This is a genomic window from Candidatus Endomicrobium procryptotermitis (assembly GCA_031279415.1).
Classification (GTDB): domain Bacteria; phylum Elusimicrobiota; class Endomicrobiia; order Endomicrobiales; family Endomicrobiaceae; genus Endomicrobium_B; species Endomicrobium_B procryptotermitis.
Window position 1 is genome coordinate 1 of sequence record JAITIP010000027.1, and the last position, 22115, is coordinate 22115.

At 37.4% G+C, this 22115-nt stretch carries 24 protein-coding genes; all 24 read left to right on the forward strand.

The features are described 5' to 3' along the window. A partial coding sequence (locus tag LBD46_05345; protein ID MDR2426586.1) for an N-6 DNA methylase occupies positions 1-508 on the forward strand: 508 nt, incomplete at its 5' end. Between the two features lie 113 nt (positions 509-621). After that, a complete protein-coding gene (locus LBD46_05350; GenBank protein ID MDR2426587.1) occupies positions 622-1989 on the forward strand; it encodes a restriction endonuclease subunit S in 1368 nt (455 codons plus the stop codon). A 420-nt stretch (positions 1990-2409) separates the two neighbouring features. Then, positions 2410-3462, forward strand: coding sequence for an isocitrate/isopropylmalate dehydrogenase family protein (locus LBD46_05355; GenBank protein ID MDR2426588.1), 1053 nt, complete (start codon positions 2410-2412; stop codon positions 3460-3462). Between the two features lie 18 nt (positions 3463-3480). Next, positions 3481-3612: a hypothetical protein gene (locus LBD46_05360; GenBank protein MDR2426589.1), complete on the forward strand. Its 132-nt coding sequence runs from the start codon at positions 3481-3483 to the stop codon at positions 3610-3612. Next, entirely contained in the window at positions 3613-4821 is a 1209-nt protein-coding gene (locus LBD46_05365; GenBank protein MDR2426590.1) for an acetate kinase, read from the forward strand. A gap of 58 nt (positions 4822-4879) precedes the next feature. Then, positions 4880-5350, forward strand: coding sequence for a YceD family protein (locus tag LBD46_05370; GenBank protein MDR2426591.1), 471 nt, complete (start codon positions 4880-4882; stop codon positions 5348-5350). A 17-nt stretch (positions 5351-5367) separates the two neighbouring features. Continuing rightward, positions 5368-5592, forward strand: a complete 225-nt coding sequence (gene rpmF, locus LBD46_05375) for a 50S ribosomal protein L32 (protein MDR2426592.1) — start codon at positions 5368-5370, stop codon at positions 5590-5592. Next, entirely contained in the window at positions 5592-6623 is a 1032-nt protein-coding gene (gene plsX, locus LBD46_05380) for a phosphate acyltransferase PlsX (protein ID MDR2426593.1), read from the forward strand. The genes rpmF and plsX overlap by 1 nt, the downstream gene beginning before the upstream one ends. A gap of 18 nt (positions 6624-6641) precedes the next feature. Further along, entirely contained in the window at positions 6642-7619 is a 978-nt protein-coding gene (locus tag LBD46_05385; protein ID MDR2426594.1) for a ketoacyl-ACP synthase III, read from the forward strand. Positions 7620-7692: 73 nt separating this feature from the next. Continuing rightward, on the forward strand, positions 7693-8625 hold the full coding sequence (gene fabD, locus LBD46_05390; protein MDR2426595.1) for an ACP S-malonyltransferase: 933 nt from the start codon (positions 7693-7695) through the stop codon (positions 8623-8625). Further along, a complete protein-coding gene (gene fabG, locus LBD46_05395; protein ID MDR2426596.1) occupies positions 8622-9365 on the forward strand; it encodes a 3-oxoacyl-[acyl-carrier-protein] reductase in 744 nt (247 codons plus the stop codon). The genes fabD and fabG overlap by 4 nt, the downstream gene beginning before the upstream one ends. Positions 9366-9422: 57 nt before the next feature. Further along, on the forward strand, positions 9423-9662 hold the full coding sequence (locus LBD46_05400; protein ID MDR2426597.1) for an acyl carrier protein: 240 nt from the start codon (positions 9423-9425) through the stop codon (positions 9660-9662). A 14-nt stretch (positions 9663-9676) separates the two neighbouring features. After that, on the forward strand, positions 9677-10918 hold the full coding sequence (gene fabF, locus LBD46_05405; protein MDR2426598.1) for a beta-ketoacyl-ACP synthase II: 1242 nt from the start codon (positions 9677-9679) through the stop codon (positions 10916-10918). Then, on the forward strand, positions 10908-11591 hold the full coding sequence (rnc, locus tag LBD46_05410) for a ribonuclease III (GenBank protein ID MDR2426599.1): 684 nt from the start codon (positions 10908-10910) through the stop codon (positions 11589-11591). Before fabF ends, rnc begins: the two co-directional genes overlap by 11 nt. Positions 11592-11602: 11 nt before the next feature. Then, complete coding sequence (locus LBD46_05415; protein MDR2426600.1) at positions 11603-12769, forward strand: acyl-CoA dehydrogenase family protein; 1167 nt, start codon at positions 11603-11605, stop codon at positions 12767-12769. 21 nt (positions 12770-12790) lie between these two features. Further along, positions 12791-13576: an electron transfer flavoprotein subunit beta/FixA family protein gene (locus LBD46_05420; GenBank protein ID MDR2426601.1), complete on the forward strand. Its 786-nt coding sequence runs from the start codon at positions 12791-12793 to the stop codon at positions 13574-13576. 27 nt (positions 13577-13603) lie between these two features. Beyond that, positions 13604-14833 (forward strand): electron transfer flavoprotein subunit alpha, encoded by a 1230-nt coding sequence (locus tag LBD46_05425; protein MDR2426602.1) that lies wholly within the window; start codon positions 13604-13606, stop codon positions 14831-14833. Positions 14834-15253: 420 nt separating this feature from the next. Next, positions 15254-15967 carry a PIG-L family deacetylase gene (locus tag LBD46_05430; GenBank protein MDR2426603.1) on the forward strand — a complete coding sequence of 238 codons (714 nt, stop codon included), beginning with the start codon at positions 15254-15256 and terminating at the stop codon, positions 15965-15967. Then, positions 15964-17070 carry a glycosyltransferase family 4 protein gene (locus tag LBD46_05435; protein MDR2426604.1) on the forward strand — a complete coding sequence of 369 codons (1107 nt, stop codon included), beginning with the start codon at positions 15964-15966 and terminating at the stop codon, positions 17068-17070. The genes LBD46_05430 and LBD46_05435 overlap by 4 nt, the downstream gene beginning before the upstream one ends. Continuing rightward, a complete protein-coding gene (locus tag LBD46_05440; GenBank protein MDR2426605.1) occupies positions 17067-17828 on the forward strand; it encodes a glycosyltransferase family 2 protein in 762 nt (253 codons plus the stop codon). The genes LBD46_05435 and LBD46_05440 overlap by 4 nt, the downstream gene beginning before the upstream one ends. Beyond that, a complete protein-coding gene (lpxK, locus tag LBD46_05445) occupies positions 17821-18837 on the forward strand; it encodes a tetraacyldisaccharide 4'-kinase (GenBank protein MDR2426606.1) in 1017 nt (338 codons plus the stop codon). The genes LBD46_05440 and lpxK overlap by 8 nt, the downstream gene beginning before the upstream one ends. Next, positions 18798-19376, forward strand: coding sequence for an HAD family hydrolase (locus LBD46_05450; GenBank protein ID MDR2426607.1), 579 nt, complete (start codon positions 18798-18800; stop codon positions 19374-19376). The genes lpxK and LBD46_05450 overlap by 40 nt, the downstream gene beginning before the upstream one ends. Next, entirely contained in the window at positions 19361-20233 is an 873-nt protein-coding gene (locus tag LBD46_05455; protein MDR2426608.1) for a DUF3108 domain-containing protein, read from the forward strand. Before LBD46_05450 ends, LBD46_05455 begins: the two co-directional genes overlap by 16 nt. A 393-nt stretch (positions 20234-20626) precedes the next feature. Continuing rightward, positions 20627-22115 (forward strand): hypothetical protein (locus LBD46_05460; GenBank protein ID MDR2426609.1); only part of this gene is annotated, 1489 nt, incomplete at its 3' end.

Sequence of the window (22115 nt, forward strand, 5' to 3'; positions counted from 1 at the left end):
GGTAATACTGGTCAATAGTGTGACAGCCAAAAACAGCGGAGGGAAAAAGCAAAGAAAGGTAAGCAGGGATATACTATTTATAGAGAGGAATTTAAATTTTTTAAAATCAGGAGGTCGAATGGCGATAGTGTTGCCGCAAGGTAGATTTAACAATTCAAGTGATAAGTATATAAGAGAATATATAGCGGAGAGGTGTAGGATATTGGCGGTAGTGGGGTTGCATGCAAATACGTTTAGGCCGCACACAGGTACAAAGACGAGTGTATTATTTGTGCAGAAATGGGATGATAAGAAATGCCCAAAGGTAGAAGATTATCCGATATTTTTTGGAACGATGAGGGAAGCCGGGAAAGACAATGGAGGGGAGAAGATATATGAGAGTTTTAGGGACGAACATGGGCATTTGATAGTAAAGCACGATTTATTTAACCATGAAGGGTTGACAAAAGAGGGTATAGCGGAAGCGTTTATAGAGTTTGGGAAGAAGGAAAAGTTAAGTTTTTTTTAACATCCCCTCACGGAGATGAGGGGAGCAAAGAGGAAATAGAACCTTTTGATGAAGGAAGATATAAGGAGTTATTGGAAAGGCTGGAGATAGCAGAAATAAAAAAGAGCGATATATTGTTGGATAACGAAAAATTTAGAATAGACAATGAATTTTTCAAGAAAGAATATATTAATGCATATAAGTTCGTCAAAAAGATGAAACATTCTACTATTAGAGATATTATTGCTTGTTTGACAGATTTTCATGCTAATGGCAGTTATGAGATAATTGCCCAAAACTTCAAGCTGCTTGATGAGCCTGACTATGCTTATATGGTAAGAAGTACTGATTTGGAAACGCAAAATTACGAAACAGGGGTTAAATATATTTCTGAGAATGCCTACAATTTTTTATCTAAAAGCAAAATTTACGGAGGAGAATTACTAATTAATAAAATAGGAATACCCGGAAAATCTTACTTAATGCCAAAACTTAATAAGCCAGTGTCATTAGGAATGAATTTATTTTTATTAAAACTTAAACCTAATTGCGGGGTAAACGAATACTATTTATGGGCATTTTTAAATTCAAGGATAGGGTCAAATATAATTAAACGAAAAATAAATGGAACAATGCCGTTAAGTATTGATAAAGAAGCTATAAAATCTTTATATATTCCAATAATCAATATTGATATTCAAAATAGAATTCGTTCTCTTATAATGGAGTCACAAAAAATATTTAATGACTCAAAGTCGCTTTACCGTCAAGCAGAAGAATTGCTATTAGAAGCGATAGGATTAAAAGATTTTCAACCTACAAATAAAAACAAGTCGATAAAAACATTCAAAGAATCGTTTTTAACAACAGGGCGGCTAGACGCCGAATACTACCAGCCAAAGTATGAGGAAATAATATCAAAAGTTAAACAACAGGAATATGATTTGTTAAGTAATTTAGTATCAATTAAAAAGTCAATAGAACCGGGGTCGGAGGCATACAGCGATGAAGGATTGCCGTTTTTACGCGTTTCTGATTATAACAAATTTGGGATTTCAGAGCCTGAAAAAAAGCTATCCGATAACTTTTACAATGCCAATAGAACATTGATAAACAGCCTTAAACCCAAAAAAGAAACAATACTGTTTTCCAAAGACGGCAGCGCAGGCACGGCATATCTTCTATATGAAGATGCCAATTTTATTACTTCGGGAGCTATTTTGCATTTAAACATCAAAGACAAGAAAGTTTTACCTGAATACCTAACTTTGACATTAAACTCTAAAGTAGTACAACAACAAGCCGAACACGACGCAGGTGGTTCGATTATTTTGCATTGGCGAGTAGATGAGATTAAAAAAGTCGTCATTCCTATCATTGACATAAAGATTCAACGTAAAATTGCTGAATTAATAGAAAAGAGCTTTAAACTGCGCACAGAAAGCGAACGTTTACTAAAAGAAGCAAAAGAAGCAGTAGAAAAAGAAATAACAAACTGTTAAACTTCCCCTTCTGTGAAGGGGTGCAACATAGTTGCGGGGTAGTCTTTTTTGACATTTGTTGTTTGTCATTTTTTTAAAAGGGGAATTAATGATGGGGATTGCCGCACACCTATTATAAATTTTACCATCACAAATTTAAATTGACAAACACTCCTCAAACAATAACAACAAAATATATCCCTGTTCACACGAGAATAACAAACTAGATGAAAAAGATTTTTAGAAAAACTTATGAAGAATTTTTGCCCCCTTAATTATCTAAAAGCAATTTATCCAATCAATAAAATCTCCGCTTTGTGGATTTAAGTTTCTAATCGAATATCTTATTTTCTTGACAATTTTTTTGTAATTCTGTAAAATTTTGCTTTAAAATTCATTGAAAAATAAATATATTTTAATTATAGGTATAGGAGCAATAACATGTTGCACAAAATTACGTTGATACCGGGTGATGGCACTGGACCAGAAATTACCGAAGTTGCCATAAAAGTAGTTGAAGCTACGGGAGTCAAAATCGATTGGGAAATAGCTCACGCGGGCATTGATATAATGGAAAAAGAAGGCACTCCGCTTCCGCAAAGCACTTTGGATTCCATAGCGAAAAATAAAATCGCATTAAAGGGTCCTATTACTACGCCTATCGGTACGGGTTTTCGTTCTGTAAATGTCGCTATAAGAAAAGAACTTGACCTTTACTCATGTCTCAGACCGTGCAAAACTTATTTTGGTGTAAAATCAAAATATGACAATATAGATTTGGTAGTTGTAAGAGAAAACACAGAAGATTTGTATGCGGGCGTAGAATATCCCGAAGATTCCCCAGAAGTAAAAAAAATAATAGAAATATCAAAAAATAAAATAAGGGAACATTCGGCTATCTCAATAAAACCCCTTTCAGAATTTGGTTCTGAGAGAATCGTAAGATTCGCTTTTGATTATGCTGTAAAGCATAATCGAAGAAAGGTAACCGCAGTGGCAAAAGCGAATATTATGAAATGCACTGACGGTCTTTTTTTCAGAACGGCTCAAAAGGTGGCAAAAGAGTATAAAGGTAAAATAGAGTATGAAGAAAGGCTTATAGATAATATGTGCATGCAGCTTGTGCAAAAACCGGAACTCTATGACGTTATAGCGCTGCCTAATCTTTACGGAGACATTTTGTCCGACCTTTGTGCTGGACTTGTAGGTGGTTTGGGGGTTGCACCGGGAGCCAATTTTGGCAAAGATATAGCTGTTTTTGAAGCAGTGCACGGTTCTGCCCCGAAATATAAAGGACAAAATAAAGTAAATCCTACTGCTGTTATCTTGTCCGCAAAACTTATGCTTGAACATATTGGTGAAACCGGAGCAGCTTTCAGGCTTGAAAAAGCTGTTGCCGCCGTTATTGAAGAAAAAAAGTGCGTAACTTATGATTTAGGCGGAACTGCAGGGACAAAAGAGATGGGACAGGCAATAATAAAAAAATTAAAATAAATTGAAAGAACTTTTGTAATCATAAAACCAGATATCGTATGTAAAAAAGTGTCGGGAGATATAATAAAAAGGTTTGACGCCGAAAGACTAGAATTTGCCGCTTTTCTTTCGGTTGACGATTATGATGATTGGATTAAAAGGAAAATTTAAATGAAAGTACTCGTTGTAAATTGTGGTTCGTCTTCTGTGAAATATACTCTGTTTGAAATGGATACGGAAAAAAAGATAGCTTGGGGCATAATAGAATGTATAGGTCTGCCCGAAGCATACTATAAAAAGCAAACGGCTGGAAGTGAAGAACAAAAAGAGTCTGTGAAAGTAACAAACCATATGGAAGCGGTTGAGCTTATTATAAAAAATTTGATGGATAAGCAGACTGGCAGCATAAAGAATATAGATGAAATTTCAGTTATAGGCCACAGGATAGTTCACGGAGGAGACAAATTTTCAAAATCTGTTCTTGTCGATGAAGAAGTAAAAAAAGGTTTGAAAGAATGTTTTTCAATAGCTCCTCTGCACACACCCGGACATTATGCTGGTATTCTGGCCGTTGAAAAAATGCTTCCAGGAATCCCTTCTGTTTTGGTTTTCGATACAGCTTTTCACCAAACAATTCCCGATTATGCGTACATGTATGCCCTGCCTTATGAATTATATGAAAAAGAGCACATAAGGAAATACGGTTTTCATGGGACGTCACATAATTATGTTTCACAAAGAGCTGCCGCAATGCTCGGAAAGCCTATAGAAGAAACTAAAATTATTACCTGCCATCTTGGCAATGGAAGCAGTCTTGCAGCCGTCGAATATGGTAAAGTTATTGATACTTCAATGGGTTTTACTCCGCTACAAGGAGTGGTTATGGGTTCAAGATGTGGTGATATAGATCCAGCCGTTATTCCTTACATTATTAATATAGATAAAGAGTACGCTGCGGCGGAAGACCTTAACATTTTATTGAACAAAAAAAGCGGTCTGCTTGGGATATCAGGGCTTTCTGGAGATATGAGAACTATAGTCAAAGCTGTTGCCGCGGGAAATAAAAAGGCAAAACTTGCTTTTGAAATGCTTTGTTACAGCGTTAAAAAATATATAAGTTCATATTTCGGCATTTTAAACGGTACGGACGCTTTGGTATTTACGGCCGGGATAGGAGAGAATTCTCCTTCTGTAAGGGAACATATCTGCAAAAACCTTTCAGCGCTCGGAATAGAAATGGATATTGATAAAAATAACGAACCTTCAAGCAGTGAAAGGTTTGTTTCAACAGAAAATTCAAAAGTTAAAATTATGATAATACCTACAAACGAAGAATTGATGATAGTGCGCGAGTCAAAAAGGGTATTGACAAACGATTAAGCACATTTTATAATCTAATATCTGTATTTACAGAGGTTACAGACAGGTTTCTAAGCTTATGAAGCAGCTAATTTTTAATACTTCGGATTTTATAAAATCTGAAGTAGTTGAGAGAAGAATAGGTAAATTTGAAGGCGATATAGGTTATTCTTCAAATATTGTGGTTGATCTCAAAGTAATCAAAATATCTGATGATAAAGTGTATGCCAGCGGTGCAGTTGAAGGCTATATTGAAATGGAATGCGCCCGCTGTCTTTCTATTTATCGACACCCCGTAGAATTGTATATAGAAACCGATATGGATTTTCTAAACGGCGAAGTCGATATGGGGGAAGAAATACGGCAGAGACTTATTCTTGAAATACCATCAAAACCTTTATGTGATCAGGAATGTCTTGGCATCTGTCCACAATGCGGCAAACATAATAAAGAAACGGACAGATGCACTTGTCAGAGCAGACAAAACGAAGATTTTATAAAGTACAGATGGGAAAGCTTGTTCAATAAAAATAAAAAAGTGAGCAAATAATAACGGAGGAAGTAAAAATGCCAAATCCAAAAAGAAAACACACCCCTCACCGCAGAGATTGCAGAAGATCGGCGAACTCTAAATTGGACGTGCCTAATTCAAGCAAATGCCCTAACTGTGGAGCTGCTAAAATGCCTCATAAAGTTTGTCCCAGCTGCGGTTTTTACAACGGGAAACTTATAATTCCTAAAAAAGTTAAAAAATCAGCCGCACAAACACAGGAACAAGGGGCTTCAAAATAATGAGAATTGCACTTGATGCAATGGGGGGAGACTTTGCGCCGGTTTCTACGGTGGAAGGTGCTCTTCTTGCGGCAAAAGAATCAAAACATAAAATACTGCTTATCGGTCGAGAAAAGTTAATAGCCGAAGAGCTGTTAAAACATCAAAAAAGATTTAATCTGACTTCTCTGGACATTGAAATAGTTAATGCCACAGAAGTTATAGGAATGGATGAACATCCAGCAAAATCCGTAAGGCAAAAGAAAGATTCTTCTTTGTCGGTATGCGCTAAGCTTGTCGCTGCCGGAAAGGCCGATGCCTGTGTTTCTTTAGGAAATTCAGGAGCGGCAATGGCGGCTGCGCTTTTTTATTTAAAAAGAATAGAAGGTGTATTAAGACCTGCCATATCTACTACTTTTCCAACTATCGATGGCTATTGTATAATAGCAGATGCTGGAGCCAATGTAGATTGTAAACCAGAGCATTTGTTTCAGTTTGCTATAATGGCAAGCTTATTTTGCGAAAAAGTTTTTGCGATAGAAAATCCGAGAGTAGGTCTTGTATCAATAGGCGAAGAGTCCACAAAAGGCAATGAACTTTCACTTTTGGCTTTTGATATGCTTAAAAAAACCGATTTAAATTTTATCGGAAATATTGAAGGCCACGACATTCCAAAAGGAAAAGCCGATGTTGTAATATGCGACGGTTTTCTCGGAAACGTAATTTTAAAATTTGGAGAAGGTCTTGCTGAGATGATACTTAAACTTGTTAAAAAAGGGTTTAAAAAGCATCCTATAGCATGGGCTTCTCTTCCTTTTTTATGGACCGCTTTAAGTGATTTGCGCAAAAAAGTCGATTACAGTGAGTCAGGAGGGGCTCCTTTGCTCGGCGTTGACGGAGTATGCATAATCGGACACGGAAGTTCGAATGGGAAAGCCGTAAAAAATGCAATTCTTGCAGGTGCGCGCGCCGCCGAACACGATTTAACGAATGAAATTAAAGATGCGGTTGCAAAATACGGAGCCAAAATAAATAATGTGTCAAACGGTTAAACAAAAATGAATAAAAAAATAGGCGTAAAAATTTCAGGTACAGGTTCATATTTTCCGAAAAAAGTTCTCACTAATTCCGATATTGAAAAAATGGTTGAAACTTCGGACGAATGGATCACTACAAGGACGGGAATCAAAGAAAGGCGTATAGCTGAAGCAAGTGAAGCTACGTCAGTTCTTGCTTATTATGCTTCTCTCGAAGCACTGAAAGCCGCTGGCATGGACGCTGGAGAGATAGATTTGATTTTAGTAGCTACGATTACTCCAGATATGTTTTTTCCTTCGACTGCATGCATGCTTCAAGCAAAACTCGCAATAAAAAATGTTCCTGCATTCGATTTATTAGCGGCCTGCAGCGGATTTATATACGGTTTGTCCGTTGCCAAAGGCTATATAGAATCTGGTGCATACAAAAATATTCTTCTTGTCGGTTCGGAAACGCTTTCAAAAATTACCGATTGGACGGACAGGAATACATGCGTTTTGTTCGGCGATGGTTCTGGAGCCATGATTTTGAGTGCATCGGAAGAAAATGATGACATACTTTCTTTTTATCTTGGAGCGGACGGTTCTTATGCCGATCTTCTTTTTTTGCCGGGCGGCGGTTCGATTCATCCTGCAACTATAGATACTGTAAACAAAAAACTTCATACGATGAAAATGCTCGGAAAAGAAGTTTTTAAAGTTGCTGTTCCGAAAATGGTTTTAGCTGCACAAAAAGCTTTAGAACTTGCTGATAAAAGGCCGGACGATATAAAATTATTTATACCTCATCAGGCAAATATGAGAATTATCGAAGCTGTGGCAAAAAAGCTTAATGTTTCTATGGAAAGAGTTTTTGTAAATATTCATAAAACCGGAAATATTTCTTCGGCAACTACAATAACGGCGCTTGATGAAGCCATAAAAATGGGAAAACTTGCAAAAGGTGATTTGGTTGAACTTGTAGCTTTCGGCGGCGGTTTTACATGGGGTTCCGCCATTATACGCATATAATGTTGCTGGCGAATCATAACTGGAGTTTTAAAGAAAAAAAATTTGTAATACACATATATAATAAGGGGTTTAAATGTCAAAGATAGCATTGATGTTTCCTGGTCAGGGTTCTCAATATGTGGGAATGGGAAAAGAGTTTTATGACAAATATCCGAAGGCCAAAGAAATTATTGACCAATCCGGAGATGAACTTAAAAAAATCATTTTTGAAGGCACTGAGGATACTTTAAAGATAACAAAATATACGCAGCCGGCAATTTTTGTCGTAAGTATGGCAACTTTTGAAGTTCTTAAGGAAAGTTTGGATTTTTCCAAACATGAATTTGTCGCGGCGGGACATTCTCTGGGCGAATATTCGGCTCTTTGCGCTGCTGGTTTTTTTAGTTTTAAAGATGGTTTGGCAATGGTCAGGGCAAGAGGAGAATACATTCAAAAAGCTTCCGAATCTAATCCCGGAACGATGGCGGCAGTTATGGGCATGGAAAAAGCTGTAGTTGAAGACATATGCAAAAAAGCTTCAAGCGAAGGGGTTTGTGAAGCAGTTAATTTCAATTCACCGGGACAAATAGTCATAGCTGGAACGTTTGCGGCGATAAATAAAGCCGTTGAACTTGCTTCGGCTGCAGGAGCGTTAAAAAGCGTTATTCTAAACGTCTCGGGACCTTTCCATTCATCGCTGATGTCTTCTGCGGCAGATATGATGAGCGAAGAACTTCAAAAATACAATTATACTGTTCCTTCTTTTGGCGTTTATACAAATTGCGATGCTATTTTGACAAAAGATTCCGTAACTGTTCAAGAAAAACTTGTAAAGCAGATAAAAAGTGCGGTTAAATGGGATGAAAGCATTCAAAATATTATAAATGCAGGATTTGATAAGTTTATAGAAGTCGGTCCAGGAAGAGTTTTGACAGGTCTTTTAAGAAGAATCGATAGAACAAAAAAAGCTTTAAATATTGAAAACGGTGTTTCGCTTGAAAAAACTGTAGAGGAGTTAAACAAATGAGACTTAAAGGTAAAACGGCGGTCATAACGGGTTCCGCCCAAGGGATAGGAAGAGCGATAGCGGAAATTTTTGCGCAGGAAGGCGCGAATCTGGTAATATCCGATATTAATGCCGAAATGTCGCAAAAGGCGGCCGATGAAATAAAAGAAAAATTCTCAACGGAGGTAATATCTGTCGTTGGAAATGTGGCAAAGCTTGAAGAGTGTGAAAATCTTGTTAAAAGCTCGCTTGACAAATTTTTGAAAATAGATATACTAGTGAACAATGCAGGAATAACCAAAGATAATCTCGTCTTAAGAATGACGGAAGCGGAATGGGATGCAGTTATCGCGGTTAACTTAAAAGGCATTTTCAACTGTATTAAAGCGGTGGCAAGGCCAATGCTGAAACAAAGACAGGGAAGAATAATAAACATAGCTTCGGTAGTTGGGCAGATGGGAAATGCGGGGCAGATAAATTATTCTGCTGCCAAAGGTGGCGTAATAGCGATGACCAAAACCTGCGCTAAAGAGTTTGCTTCAAGAAATATTCTTGTAAATGCGATAGCGCCAGGGTTTATCCGCACCGCAATGACAGATAAACTGACCGAAGAGCAGAGAAAAGCGATGGCAGATGCCATACCACTGGCAAGGCTTGGAGAAGTTTCCGATATAGCAAAAGGTGCTTTATTTTTTGCAAGTGACGATTCGTCATACATAACGGGTCACATTCTTTCGGTAAACGGCGGAATGTACATGTAATTAAAACGGCGATATAAAAGCCTGTTTGAATAAATAAGAGAAAAAGGGGGCAGTAAAATGGCAGATACGGAAGCTAGAGTAAAAGAAATTATCGTTGAGCAGTTGGGCGTCGATCCTGCAGAGGTGGTAACAGGTGCCTCATTCGTCAATGATTTAGGAGCGGATTCGCTGGATACGGTTGAACTCGTAATGGCTTTTGAAGAAGAGTTTGGTATAGAAATCCCGGATGAAGAAGCCGAAAAAATTCAGACTGTAGGCAATGCTGTCGAATATATTAAAGTTCACGCGGCAAAATAAATTAAGGCATTACAATGAAAAAAAGAATAGTGATAACGGGCATAGGAGTAGTTTCTCCTATAGGAGCGGACAATAATGAATTTACCGAAGCTTTGAGAAACGGTAAGTCGGGCATTTCCGCCATCGAACATTTTGACACTGGTAATTTTTCTTCCAAAATCAGCGGTTATATAAAAGATTTTAATCCAGAAGTTTTTATTGACAAGAAAAAAGCCAAAAGAATGGCAAGATTTACTCAGTTGGGCATCTCGGCCGCTAAAATGGCTGTAGAAGATTCTGGGATCGATTTATCGAAAGAAGATAGGTCAAGAATCGGCGTTGTTACTGGTACCGGCATGGGCGGTTTAGATATAATCGAAGAAGAAGAAAAAATTCTTCTAGAGAAAGGACCTAGAAGAGTAAGCCCTTTTCTTATTCCCATGATTATCACAAACATGCTTCCTGGCGAGATTGCGATTCAGTACGGTTTTACTGGCACAAATTATGCGGTTACAAGCGCCTGTGCTTCTGCGAATCATGCTATGGGAGACGCTTTGAGAATACTTCGCAGCGGAGATGCCGACATAGTAATTTCAGGAGGAGCTGAAGGCGTGATAACTCCTTTGGGACTTTCGGGTTTTTGCAATATGAAAGCTGTATCGCAGAGAAATGATGAACCGCAGAAGGCCTCAAGGCCGTTTGACAAAAATCGTGACGGCTTTGTCATGGGCGAAGGTGCGGGAATCATAGTATTTGAAACTCTGGAACACGCTTTGGACAGGGGTGCGAAAATATATGCGGAATTTGCTGGATACGGAGCGTCGGACGACGCATATCATATAACGGCTCCCGATCCTGAAGGCATAGCGGCGATTCTTGCTATGGAAAAAGCGATTGCCGATGCTGATATTTCGAGAGAAGAAGTCGACTATATCAACGCACACGGCACGTCAACAGGATTAAACGATAAAACAGAAACTGCGGCGATAAAAAAGGTTTTCGGAGAAAGAGCGTATAAAATACCCATTTCATCGACAAAATCGATGATGGGACATCTCTTGGGCGCGGCAGCAGGTGTAGAACTTGCGGCGACCGTTCTTTCGATGAATGCTGGATTTATTCATCCTACTATTAATTACGAAACGCCAGATCCAGAATGCGATTTGGATTATGTTCCCAATACAGCCAGAAACCGACAGATAAACTGTGCTCTTTCAAATTCATTGGGTTTCGGCGGACATAATGCTGCGGTAATAGTAAAAAAATATGTCAAATAAAAGTCTTGACGAACTTCAAAAGGTTATTGGATACGAATTTAAAAACCCTGAAGTTTTAATAACCGCTCTGACTCATAAGTCGTATGCGGCTGAATCGGGACCGAAAATATACAATGAGCGGATGGAATTTCTGGGCGACAGCATTCTGTCCGCTATTGTTGCAGAATATTTTTATCTCAGATATCCCGATGAACCCGAAGGAAAACTCTCCCAGTTAAAATCTCAAATTATTTCATCACAGAATTTAAGCGTATGGGCAAAAGAAATTAAGTTAGGTGGTTTTATTTTGTTGGGCAGAAGCGATGATACGAAAGAAGCCAGAGGCAGAGAAGGTCTGCTCTGTGATGTTTTTGAAGCTGTCGTTTGCTCTGTTTATCTTGACGGCGGTCTAGATGAAGCAAAAAAGTTCGTTTTAAAATTTTTTGACAAACAGCGGGAAATAATAATAACAGATTATAAAAGCAGGCTTCAGGAAATTGCTCAATCGGAATATAAAGTTTTGCCAGAATACAAAGTCTTAAAAGAATACGGACCCGACCACGATAAAAATTTTGAAGTGGCAGTTTATGTGAAAGACAAATTCTTAGGCAAAGGTGCGGGTCATTCTAAAAAAGAAGCACAGCAGGCGGCCGCTGAAAAAGCTATAAAATATATAAATAAAACCTTAATTTGAGGAGCATCAACATGACTATGGATTATTTTTTGTCTGAAGAAGAGCAGATGATGGTTGAGACCGCAAGAACTATCGCTCGCGAAAAAATGAAGCCCGTCAGAGAGCATTATGATGAAAAAGAAGAATTTCCTTGGGAGATAGTAAAAGAGTTTGCTCAGGCCGATTTGTGCGGAGTATATATTCCGCAAGAGTATGGCGGTTTCGGGAAAGGAATTATGGGATTGGTTTTAGTAGTCGAAGAACTTTGTAAAGTCGATGGCGCCGTAGCTTTATCGCTTGCTGCAACAGCTTTGGGAACGCTCCCGATTCTTATAGCGGGCAGCGAAGAACAGAAACAAAAATATCTTCCAGATATAGCTTCGGGCAAAAAACTTGCAGCTTTTGGTTTGACCGAGTCCGAAGCAGGTTCTGATGCTACAGGAATGAGAACCATGGCTGTTAAAGATGGAGATTATTATACTCTTAATGGAACAAAATGTTTTATCACCAACGGCGGCGACGCGGAAACATACACGGTTTTTGCAAAAACAAATCCTTCAAGAGGTGCAAGGGGAATTTCATGTTTTATTCTCGAAAAAGGTATGCCCGGCTTTGATTTTGGTAAAAAAGAAAAGAAAATGGGTATCAAGGCTTCTTCAACGAGAGAATTGATATTCAACAACTGCAAAGTTCATAAGGACCAGCTTTTGGGAAAAGAGGGACACGGTTTGATGATTGCGCAGGCTACGCTGGACAATTCGCGTCCAGGCGTTGCAGCTCAGGCTTTAGGAATAGCGGCAGGAGCTTTGGAAGAGGCTGTAGCATACGCCAGAAAAAGAGTGCAGTTTGGACAGGCTATTTCTTCGTTTCAGGGAATTCAGCATATGCTTGCCGATATGGCAACTGAAGTCGAAGCAGCCAGATCCCTGCTTTATGCCGTGTCAAGAAATATAGATAAAGGCGATGGAGTAAGAACAAGCAAAGAGTCGGCGATGGCAAAATTATTCTGTTCAGAAGTCGCGATGAAAGTTACGACAAATGCCGTTCAAATTTTTGGCGGCTATGGCTATTGCAGAGAATATCCCGTAGAAAAAATGATGAGAGATGCCAAAATAACGACGCTTTACGAAGGAACAAGCCAGATCCAAAAAAATGAGATTGCTTTAAACCTTATAAAAGAATCAGCAAAATCCAAATAAAATTGTCAGGGGTTAGACACAATGAATATAATAGTCTGTATAAAACAAGTGCCCAACACCACCAACGTTCAGATTGATGCAGAAACGGGAAGACTAAAAAGAGAAGGAGTAGAGTCGATAATCAACCCGTTTGACGAATACGCCATAGAAGAAGGCGTGAGGCTCAAAGAAAGAATTGGTGGTAAAGTTATTGTCGTAACAATGGGTCCGCCTCAGGCTGAATCTGCTTTAAGAGAAGCAATATCCAGAGGTGCTGATGAGGCTGTTCTTGTCAGCGGCAGAGCTTTCGGCGGAGCAGACACTCTCGCTACTTCTTATGCGCTTGCAAGCGCGATAAAATATGTCGGCGGATACAGCGTGATATTTTGCGGCAAACAGGCTACCGACGGAGATACTGCTCAGGTTGGTCCTGGAGTTGCAGAAATGCTTAACATACCGCATGTGGCGTACGTTAAAAGAATCGAAGATATAAGCGATAAAACTATGAAAGTCGAAAGAATGATGGAAGATGGTTATGACATTATTGAAACCACTCTTCCGGTTCTTTTGACAGTTGTAAAAGAAATAAACACTCCTAGGATTCCTTCTTTAAAAGGTAAAATGGCTGCAAAAAAAGCCGTCATAAAAACGCTTGATGCGGCGTCAATAGGAGCGGATATTCAAAAAATAGGTCTTAACGGCTCTCCGACTCAGGTTATGAAAATTTTTACACCTCCTCAGAGAAAAGGCGGCGAAAAATTCAATGGAGAAGCACAGGAAGTGGCAGCCGCATTCGTTAAAAAGTTGTCGGAGACGGGCTTAATTTAAGATTTTATATTCGGGGGAATATATTCAATGTCAAACAATATACATATTTTGGCGGATAAATGCATAGGCTGCAAAATGTGCATAGACGTATGCCCTTTTGGTGTTATTTCGATGGTCGAAAGATCACAGCACCCCAGAAAACAGCAGCTTGCCGTTATAGACATAAATAAATGTACTTATTGCGGAGCATGCGTTGAAATCTGCAAATTCAAGGCCATAGAATTGCAAAAAGACGCTCCGAAAGCGGGTATAAATAAAGATGATTACAAAGGCATTTGGGTTTATGCGGAACAGAGGCATGGAGAGATTTCAAGCGTGGTATTCGAACTTCTCAATGAAGGAAGAAGGCTTGCGGATAAGCTCGGAGTTACTTTAAGCGCGGTTTTGATAGGTTCGGAAATTAAAGGAAAAACGCATGACTTAATCGACAGAGGAGCGGATAAAGTTTATGTTTTTGATGATGTGGTTTTTGCAGAATTTCAAGATGATACTTATACCGCTGTTTTAACGCAGCTTATACAAAACGAAAAGCCTGAAATAATTTTAATGGGCGCCACAAACATAGGACGTTCTTTTGCATCGAGAGTTGCCGCAAGAATTCATACGGGGTTGACGGCGGACTGCACCTCTCTCGAAGTTGATACGGAAACAAGAAATCTTCTTCAGACAAGGCCTGCTTTCGGTGGAAATATTATGGCTACAATTCTTACGCCCAGACATCGTCCACAGATGGCTACGGTAAGACACAAAGTTTTCAAAGAAGCTAAAATCGAAAATGGCAGAAAAGGCGAAGTTGTTGAACCCAAATTTGATGCGCAGACTCTTATTAATAGAACAAAATTTTTGCAGTACGTTAAAGACGAAAGTGCTCATATAAATATATCTGACGCTGATATTATCGTATCCGGCGGAAGAGGATTGGGTGGCGCTGAAGGATTCAAACTTCTTCAGGAGCTGGCCGACCTTCTCGGCGGAGCTGTAGGTTCGTCAAGGGCGGCTGTCGATTCAGATTGGATTCCTTATTCTCATCAAGTCGGTCAAACAGGAAGAACTGTCGCTCCGAAAATTTATATAGCCTGCGGAATTTCAGGACAGATTCAGCATATGGTCGGAATGGGTTCATCAGACACCATTATAGCTATAAACAAAGATGTAGCATGCCCTATGATGCAGACTGCAACTTACGCTCTTGAAGGCGATTTGTATGAAATAATTCCGAATATAATAAAAGAAATAAAAAAATCAAAATCGGCGTAAAATATTAATTAATATAAAAAGGCCAAAAAATCCGCCGCTTTTTAAAAGCGGCGGATTTTTTGTACACCTTTCCGATTTCAAAACAAATAAGCTGAGAAATGGTGGATATATATTAATTTGTCTGACAGACAATGTAAGAAAATGTTTTTCAAGCAGGAAAGAAGTTATTTTTAAGGTGGATGAGAAAGGCTAATGACAATAAAGAGTTAATCTGTTTTAAAGTGCCTACAGCTTTGCATGGACAACTTTTGTGATTATATCAAATTTTTTTTTGATGAGCATTTTTTCTCTTTTTATTTGTCTTTTTCTTCTTTTTTTGAAAAAAGGCCGATGCCAGGTTTTAATCCTATAATCCCTTTTATATAAGGGAAAAATATTGTAGAATTAGTCAAAATATATTTATGGTAAATGGAGATAATAATGAAGTATCTGCGTTACAGGCATCTTTTCAGATTATTTGAGCATATCCAGCCTTTTATAAATTATTCTATTCCGAAAGAAGATGCGCTTCCCGGCGAAAAGGTTTTGGTCATCGCTCCTCATCAGGATGATGAAGCCATAGGCTGTGCGGGCACCGTTATAAAGCATACGAAGTCCGGTAAAATCGCCGAAATCGCCTTTTGTACTTTTGACAGTGCCGAAAGAATGAAAGAATCCGAAAAAGCAGCGTCAACACTCGGTTCAAAAAGGAATCATTTTTTGCAGTTTCCTTTAAGAACTCTTGACGGCAACAAAGCTTTTGAGGAAAATATGATAATGCTGTTAAAAAAAACTACTCCCGAAATAGTTTTTCTTCCTTTCTGGTTTGACAATCATCCCGATCATCGCGCAGTTTCCAAAGCTTTAATAAAAATAAAAAATAAAATCGATTTGAATATTATGATTTACGCTTATTCGGTATGGGCACCGCTAAATCCTAACAGCATAATTGATATAAGTGATGTTTGGGAAGAGAAAAAGACGGCGATAGAATGTTATAAAACGCAGACATCATCCAGAGATTATGTAAAAATCGCCCAAGGGTTAAATCAGTACTGGGCGGAAATAAAAATTCCGGGTATGAAGTATGCTGAAACATTTTTTAAAGCGACCGTTAAAGAATATATTTCTTTGGGAAAAAAGATATTCAAATGAAATACAGAGTTCTCCATATATTTTCTTCAAAAACTGCTGGGGGTGCCGAAAAAAAGACTCTTTTTTTAGCCGACAAACTACAGAAATCGGGTTTGCTTGAAAATGTTATGGCTGTGCGCAAAGGCACTTATATGTATGAACAGTCTTTAGAGAAAAATCTTGAGACCGTAAATTTCAAAGCCGGCGGCTCTTTTGATCCTTTTGGAATAATCAGACTTATCAAAATAATTAAAAAATATAAAATAGACATAGTTCATGTGCATCAGGGTAAACTTTACTGGCAGTCTGTTATTGCCAGAATATTTTGTCATAAAATAAAAATCGTATTTCACAGAAGACAGGATACAAGACATGGATTTTACAGCAGGCTTCACTACAAATTCGCGGATGCCGTTATAACCGTTTCAAAAGCTGTGGCTGATGGGCTTATAAAATATGAAAGAGTTCCAAAAAATAAGGTCTTTACAGTTTATAACGGATTAGATTTTGAAAGGTTTGATATTAATGCCGGCTATATCGATATTATGGAAAAATATAATCTTAAAGGAAAACAGGTTGTCGGAACAGTCGGAGCAATAGTCGATTTCAGAGGCAAAGGACAAATCTATCTTATTGAAGCCGCTAAAAATCTCAGAAAAGATTATCCCGATTTGAGATATCTGATAGTAGGCGGCGGAGCCGGAATTGAAAAGCAAAAAGATTATGCAAAATCTTTCGAAGTGGATGATATTGTTTTTTTTGTCGGTTATCAGGAACATGTGCAAAAATTTATTCTTAGTATGGACGTATTTTGTCTTTTGTCATGGGATACCGAAGGTGTCGGAAATGTTCTTATAGAGGCACAAGCTTTGGGAAAGCCCGTCATCGGCACAAATGTCGGAGGAATTCCCGAAACGTTTATTAATGAACGGACAGGGATATTAATACAGCCGTCAAATACGGACGAAACGGTACAAGCAATCAAGCAGCTTATAGGAAATTCCGAGAAGGCAAAAAAGTTTGGTTTAGAAGGAAAAAAGTTTGTCGAATCAAAATTTACAATAGACAATATGGTCAAAGGCATCGTAGATGTTTACGATAAAATTATGGCAGATAAAAAATGAGAAAAGTTTCAGCTTATATTCTCACAAAGAATTCCGAAAGGCATATTAAAGAATGTATTGAAAGTGTGAAATTAGCCGACGAAATTGTCATTGTTGACTCTTTCAGCGATGATGCTACTGTCGAAATAGCAAAAGAGCTGGGCTGCAAAATGGTTCAGCATAAGCTTGAAGGATTCGGCGCTCAAAGAAATTTTGCTTTAGAACAATGTTCTTATGAATGGGTTATATGTTTGGATTCTGATGAAAGAATATCCGTGCAATTAAAGTCTGAAATAGAAAAAGAGCTTCAAAATTCCCCGCAAGGCGTTATTTTTGTAGCGCCGCGAAAAAGTAAATTCATAAACAGATGGATTATGCATTCGGGCTGGTATCCGGATTACAGGCACCCTGTCTTGTTTAATAAAAATGAAGTGAGATATAAAAACCAGCTTGTACACGAAGGTATAGATTATAAAGGGAAAATAAATTATTTTAAAGGTGATATACTTCATTATCCGTATGACGACATAAAGCAGTTTATCGCAAAGTCGGATTATTATACGGATTTACGCGCCAAAGAAATGTTTAATATGGGAAAGAAATTTAGCATTTTAAATCTCATATTTAATCCATGCGCTATGTTTTTGAAAATGTATGTTTTTAAAAGAGGTTTTCTAGACGGTTTAGTGGGGTTTATTTTGGCACTTTTATATTCGTGTTTTTACACACTGATGAAATATATAAAACTTTGGGAATTGGAAAATAAAAAAAGTGAATAAATTTTTATATCCATTTTCCGTTTTGTATGATCTTGCATCAAAAGCCGACCGCCATTTTACGAAATCAAAATATCTAGATAAGCCCGTTGTAAGCGTGGGAAATATTACTTGGGGCGGCTCAGGAAAAACGCCCATAGTAATAGAACTGCTTGAAACGCTTTTAAAAAATAATTTAAATCCCGCAGTTTTAACAAGAGGATATGCCCGCAAAGAAGCAAAGCCCATATTGCTAAAAAAAGACGGCGCCCCCGCGTCTGTTTTACAAACAGGCGACGAGCCTCTTTTAATTTTTAAAAGCGTCCCTGACGCAAATGTTATAATCGGTGCAAAAAGATACGATAATGCTTTGCGTTTTAAAAAAGAAATAAATCCAGACGTATATGTTTTAGACGACGGATTTCAGCACTGGAAAATACAAAGAGATTTGGACATAGTCTGTTTAAATGCAGCAAATCCTTTTGGAAACGGAATGATTATCCCCGCCGGAATTTTAAGGGAAAGTCCCAAAGCTTTAAAAAGAGCAGGATTGATAATTATTACGAATTCCGATATGGTGCCATCTGAGGTTCTTGGAAAGCTGCAAAAGGAAATTTTTGAAATTTCAGGAAAAGATTCTTTGACAACTTATTATGGAGACTACAAATACAAACAAATAAATCTCCATGATAATTTTGACACGGGCAAACTTAAAGACAATGATGTTTACATTTTAAGCGGCGTAGGTTTTGCAAAAGGTTTTAGGAGTTCGGTTGAAAAATCGGGAATAAAGGTCAAAGGCAGCTTTGTTTTGCCTGATCATGCAAAATACGATAAAAAAACCATAAATTCGATTTTCGACAAAACGGGCAGCGCTTATATAATAATTACCGCGAAAGATGCGGTTAAAATTGCATACTTTACCGATGACATAATAAAAGAAAAAACGGCCGTGCTGACGGTAAAGCCGGTTTTTAAAACGGGAAAAGAACAATGGGAAAAAATAATATTAAAAAGCCTGCGGTGTTTTTAGACAGAGATGGCACGGTGATTTTTGATAAAAATTATTTGAGCAGTCCCGAACAAGTAAAACTTTACGTGGTCGCAGCCGAAAGCATAAATAAATTACGCAAGGCAGGATTTAAAATTATTGTCGTTACCAATCAGTCCGGCATAGCAAGAGGGATGTTTGGTGAAAAAGAATTTAAAAAAGTAAATAAAAGATTTATTGATTTGTTAAAAGTGCAGGGCGCAAAAATAGATGCTTTATATTATTGTCCGCATGCCGACAAAGACAACTGCGATTGCAGAAAACCTAAAACGGGTATGCTTTTAAAAGCAGCAGCTGAGCTGAATATAGACCTTGAAAAATCTTATACAGTAGGCGACAGTGTGCGTGATTATCTTCTGGGATACAATGCTGGAGGAAAAGGAATTTTAGTTTTAACGGGGCATGGCAAAAGACAATATAAAAATGTTAAATATCAAAAGATAAAACCTTTGTCCGTATGTAAGACTTTGAAACAAGCGGCAAATTGTATAATTAGGGATGCTAAATGCACAAAAAGGTAAGGCTTTTCGTTATCACTGCATTTTTATTATGTATTATTGAGAGTTCGCATGCGGTGGTTTTGCAATCCAAAGATGAGGGATATATCGCGGGTAAACTGAAAATAGAATGTGAAAAACGCGAAAAAATAAGAAAATCTTATACATGGCGCATAAGCGCCGGTGCACCTTTTGCGGAATATGAAAAGCTCGTATTTAATGTGATGTGGAAATTTATAACTGTCGGCGAAGCAAGTTTGGAACTAAGAGGTTTTGAGGATATTGAAGGCAGAAAAGCGCTCCACATATATTCTTATGCCAAAACAAAGCCTTTTTTTGACAATTTTTTTAAAGTGCGCGACACAAATGAATCGTGGCTTGATGAAGAAAGCAAAACGTCTTTGAGATATGTTTCGATTATTTCGGAAGGCGGATGGAAAAAATACGAAATACTATATTTTAACCAACCTGAGAAAACCTTTTTACTCAATGACAGCGGCAAAATGAAAAAAGGTGAAATTACCGAAAACGTACAGGACGTGCTTTCAGCTTTATATTATATGAGGACTTTGGATATTGAAGTCGGAGAAAAATATGTTTTAGACGCTCATTCCGGCGATTTATCTTGGCCGCTTGTCATTAAAGTTCTTAGAAAAGAAAAAGTTAAGGTTCCTTTGGGGGAATTTGACTGTTTTGTTCTTGAACCCAATATCAGAGAAAACGCCGGGATAATGAATGCAAAAGGCAAAATGCTGGTTTGGGTTACCGCAGATAAAAAAAAGATGCCTGTGTATCTTAAAGTGAAGATTCCCATAGGTTCAATTAATGCCAAATTGGAAAGAATAGAGATTAAAAACTCTCCTTCTGACATTAATTCATAAATCTTTTTTATTTCAAATCGTTCTCAGTGGTAACAATAATAAATGTAAGTATTGATTATAAAAAATATTTTTATAATTTTATTTGTACATTATTTGATAAATTTGACAAATTACTTTCTTTATAATGTTGTTGATAAATCGGCTGATAATAACTATCTTTAGAGCAATACTGGGTATTTTTGCCGTGTATCTACATATATCTATACAACTATTTATAGTAAGCCGCCTTACAATAAATATATGTATTTTATTTTAATAAATATTGTATAATTCAAGACAATCACGTTAAAATTGAAAAATAATTTATAAATGTATCAGAACTCTGTTCCAGTTTTTTAGAATTTTATTAAAATATTACAAAATACATAGTAGAATTTCATAAGAAGGAAAAAAATGAAAAATATTTTGTTGTTATCGTTATTTTTATTGTTGCTCTGTTTAGTTGAGGCAGGCGCGCAGACTACTGTTAGTGTTGATACATATACTAAAGGTGGTACTAATAATGACTTTAAAGATTACTTCTCTTCAGGTACTCAAAATGAAAATTTGATAATAAATCTAACTAAGGATATTCTGTTTACTAATAATAATAGTATATGGAACTACTATTCAGGAACTAAAACAATAAATGGTTTAAAAAATGATGGTGGTAGATACGAGTTAAATGGCAACAATAATGCCTATGGTATGACTGTTTCAAATATTGCACAAGATAGGACTAAGACTTTATGTATTAATGACATAAATATAAGAAATATGAAAGCGAACGATGGCGCTATTTATTTAAATAATAATAACAATAACAATAACATTCTTTTATCACTATATAATATCTCTTTCATTAATAACAATAGGGCAATTAATACTAATAATAATAATGGAACAAACAGGTCAATCATAATATATTCAAGCGGCACTATTAATTTTTCAAATAATTCAATTGCAGGTAGTAATGGCGGTGCGATGAATTTAGTAGATAGGACAACTACAACTTTTGAAAATAGCATTACAACTTTTTCATCAAATTACTCAAACTATAGCGGCGGCGCGATTTATATCACAGGCAGTAATTCTGCTTTGAGCTTTATAGATAGTATTGATGTAACTTTTTCAGGTAATCAGGCAAAAAATTCCGGTGGGGCAATATATGCAAATTCAGGCGCAACGGTTACATTTTCTGGAAGTTCAACAACATTTAGCAGTAATACTGCGACAGATGACAGCGGCGGAGCGATTTATATCACAGGCAGCAATTCAACTTTAAACTTTACTAACAGCACAATGACTTTCACTTCAAATTCCTCCAAAAATGGCGGCGGAGCAATAGATTTTCAAAATGGAGCTAAGTCAAATTGGAACAATAATAGCATTATAAATTTCAACAATAATAGCACAAATAATGGTGGTGCAATTCATATTCTAAGCAATTCTAGTGTAACAATTACTTTCAGTACTACATCGTTTATCGGCAACCAAGCAACACGAAACGGCGGAGCTATGGATATTTGGCAAAATTCGGCTATAAGCTGGACAAACAGTTATGCTTTGTTTAAAAATAATAATGCAGTTGCAGAGGATAATCCCAGTGTCGGCACAGGCGGCGGCGCAATATTCTTTGGCAGTAATTCAACAGTGACTTTTAACAATTCTAAGATAGATTTTATTGAAAATAATACAGAGAAAAACGGCGGAGCGATAGCCACACAAGCATCTAATTCCAATACTGCAATTTTAATATTTGAAGGCAGCACAGCGACATTTAAAGGCAATATAGCGGCAAGCTCAGGCGGAGCGATTTATGCAGAAGATTATTCCTCAATTGATTTTGAAAATTCCTCCACAACCTTTGTGTCAAATTACGCAGGATTTAGCGGCGGTGCGA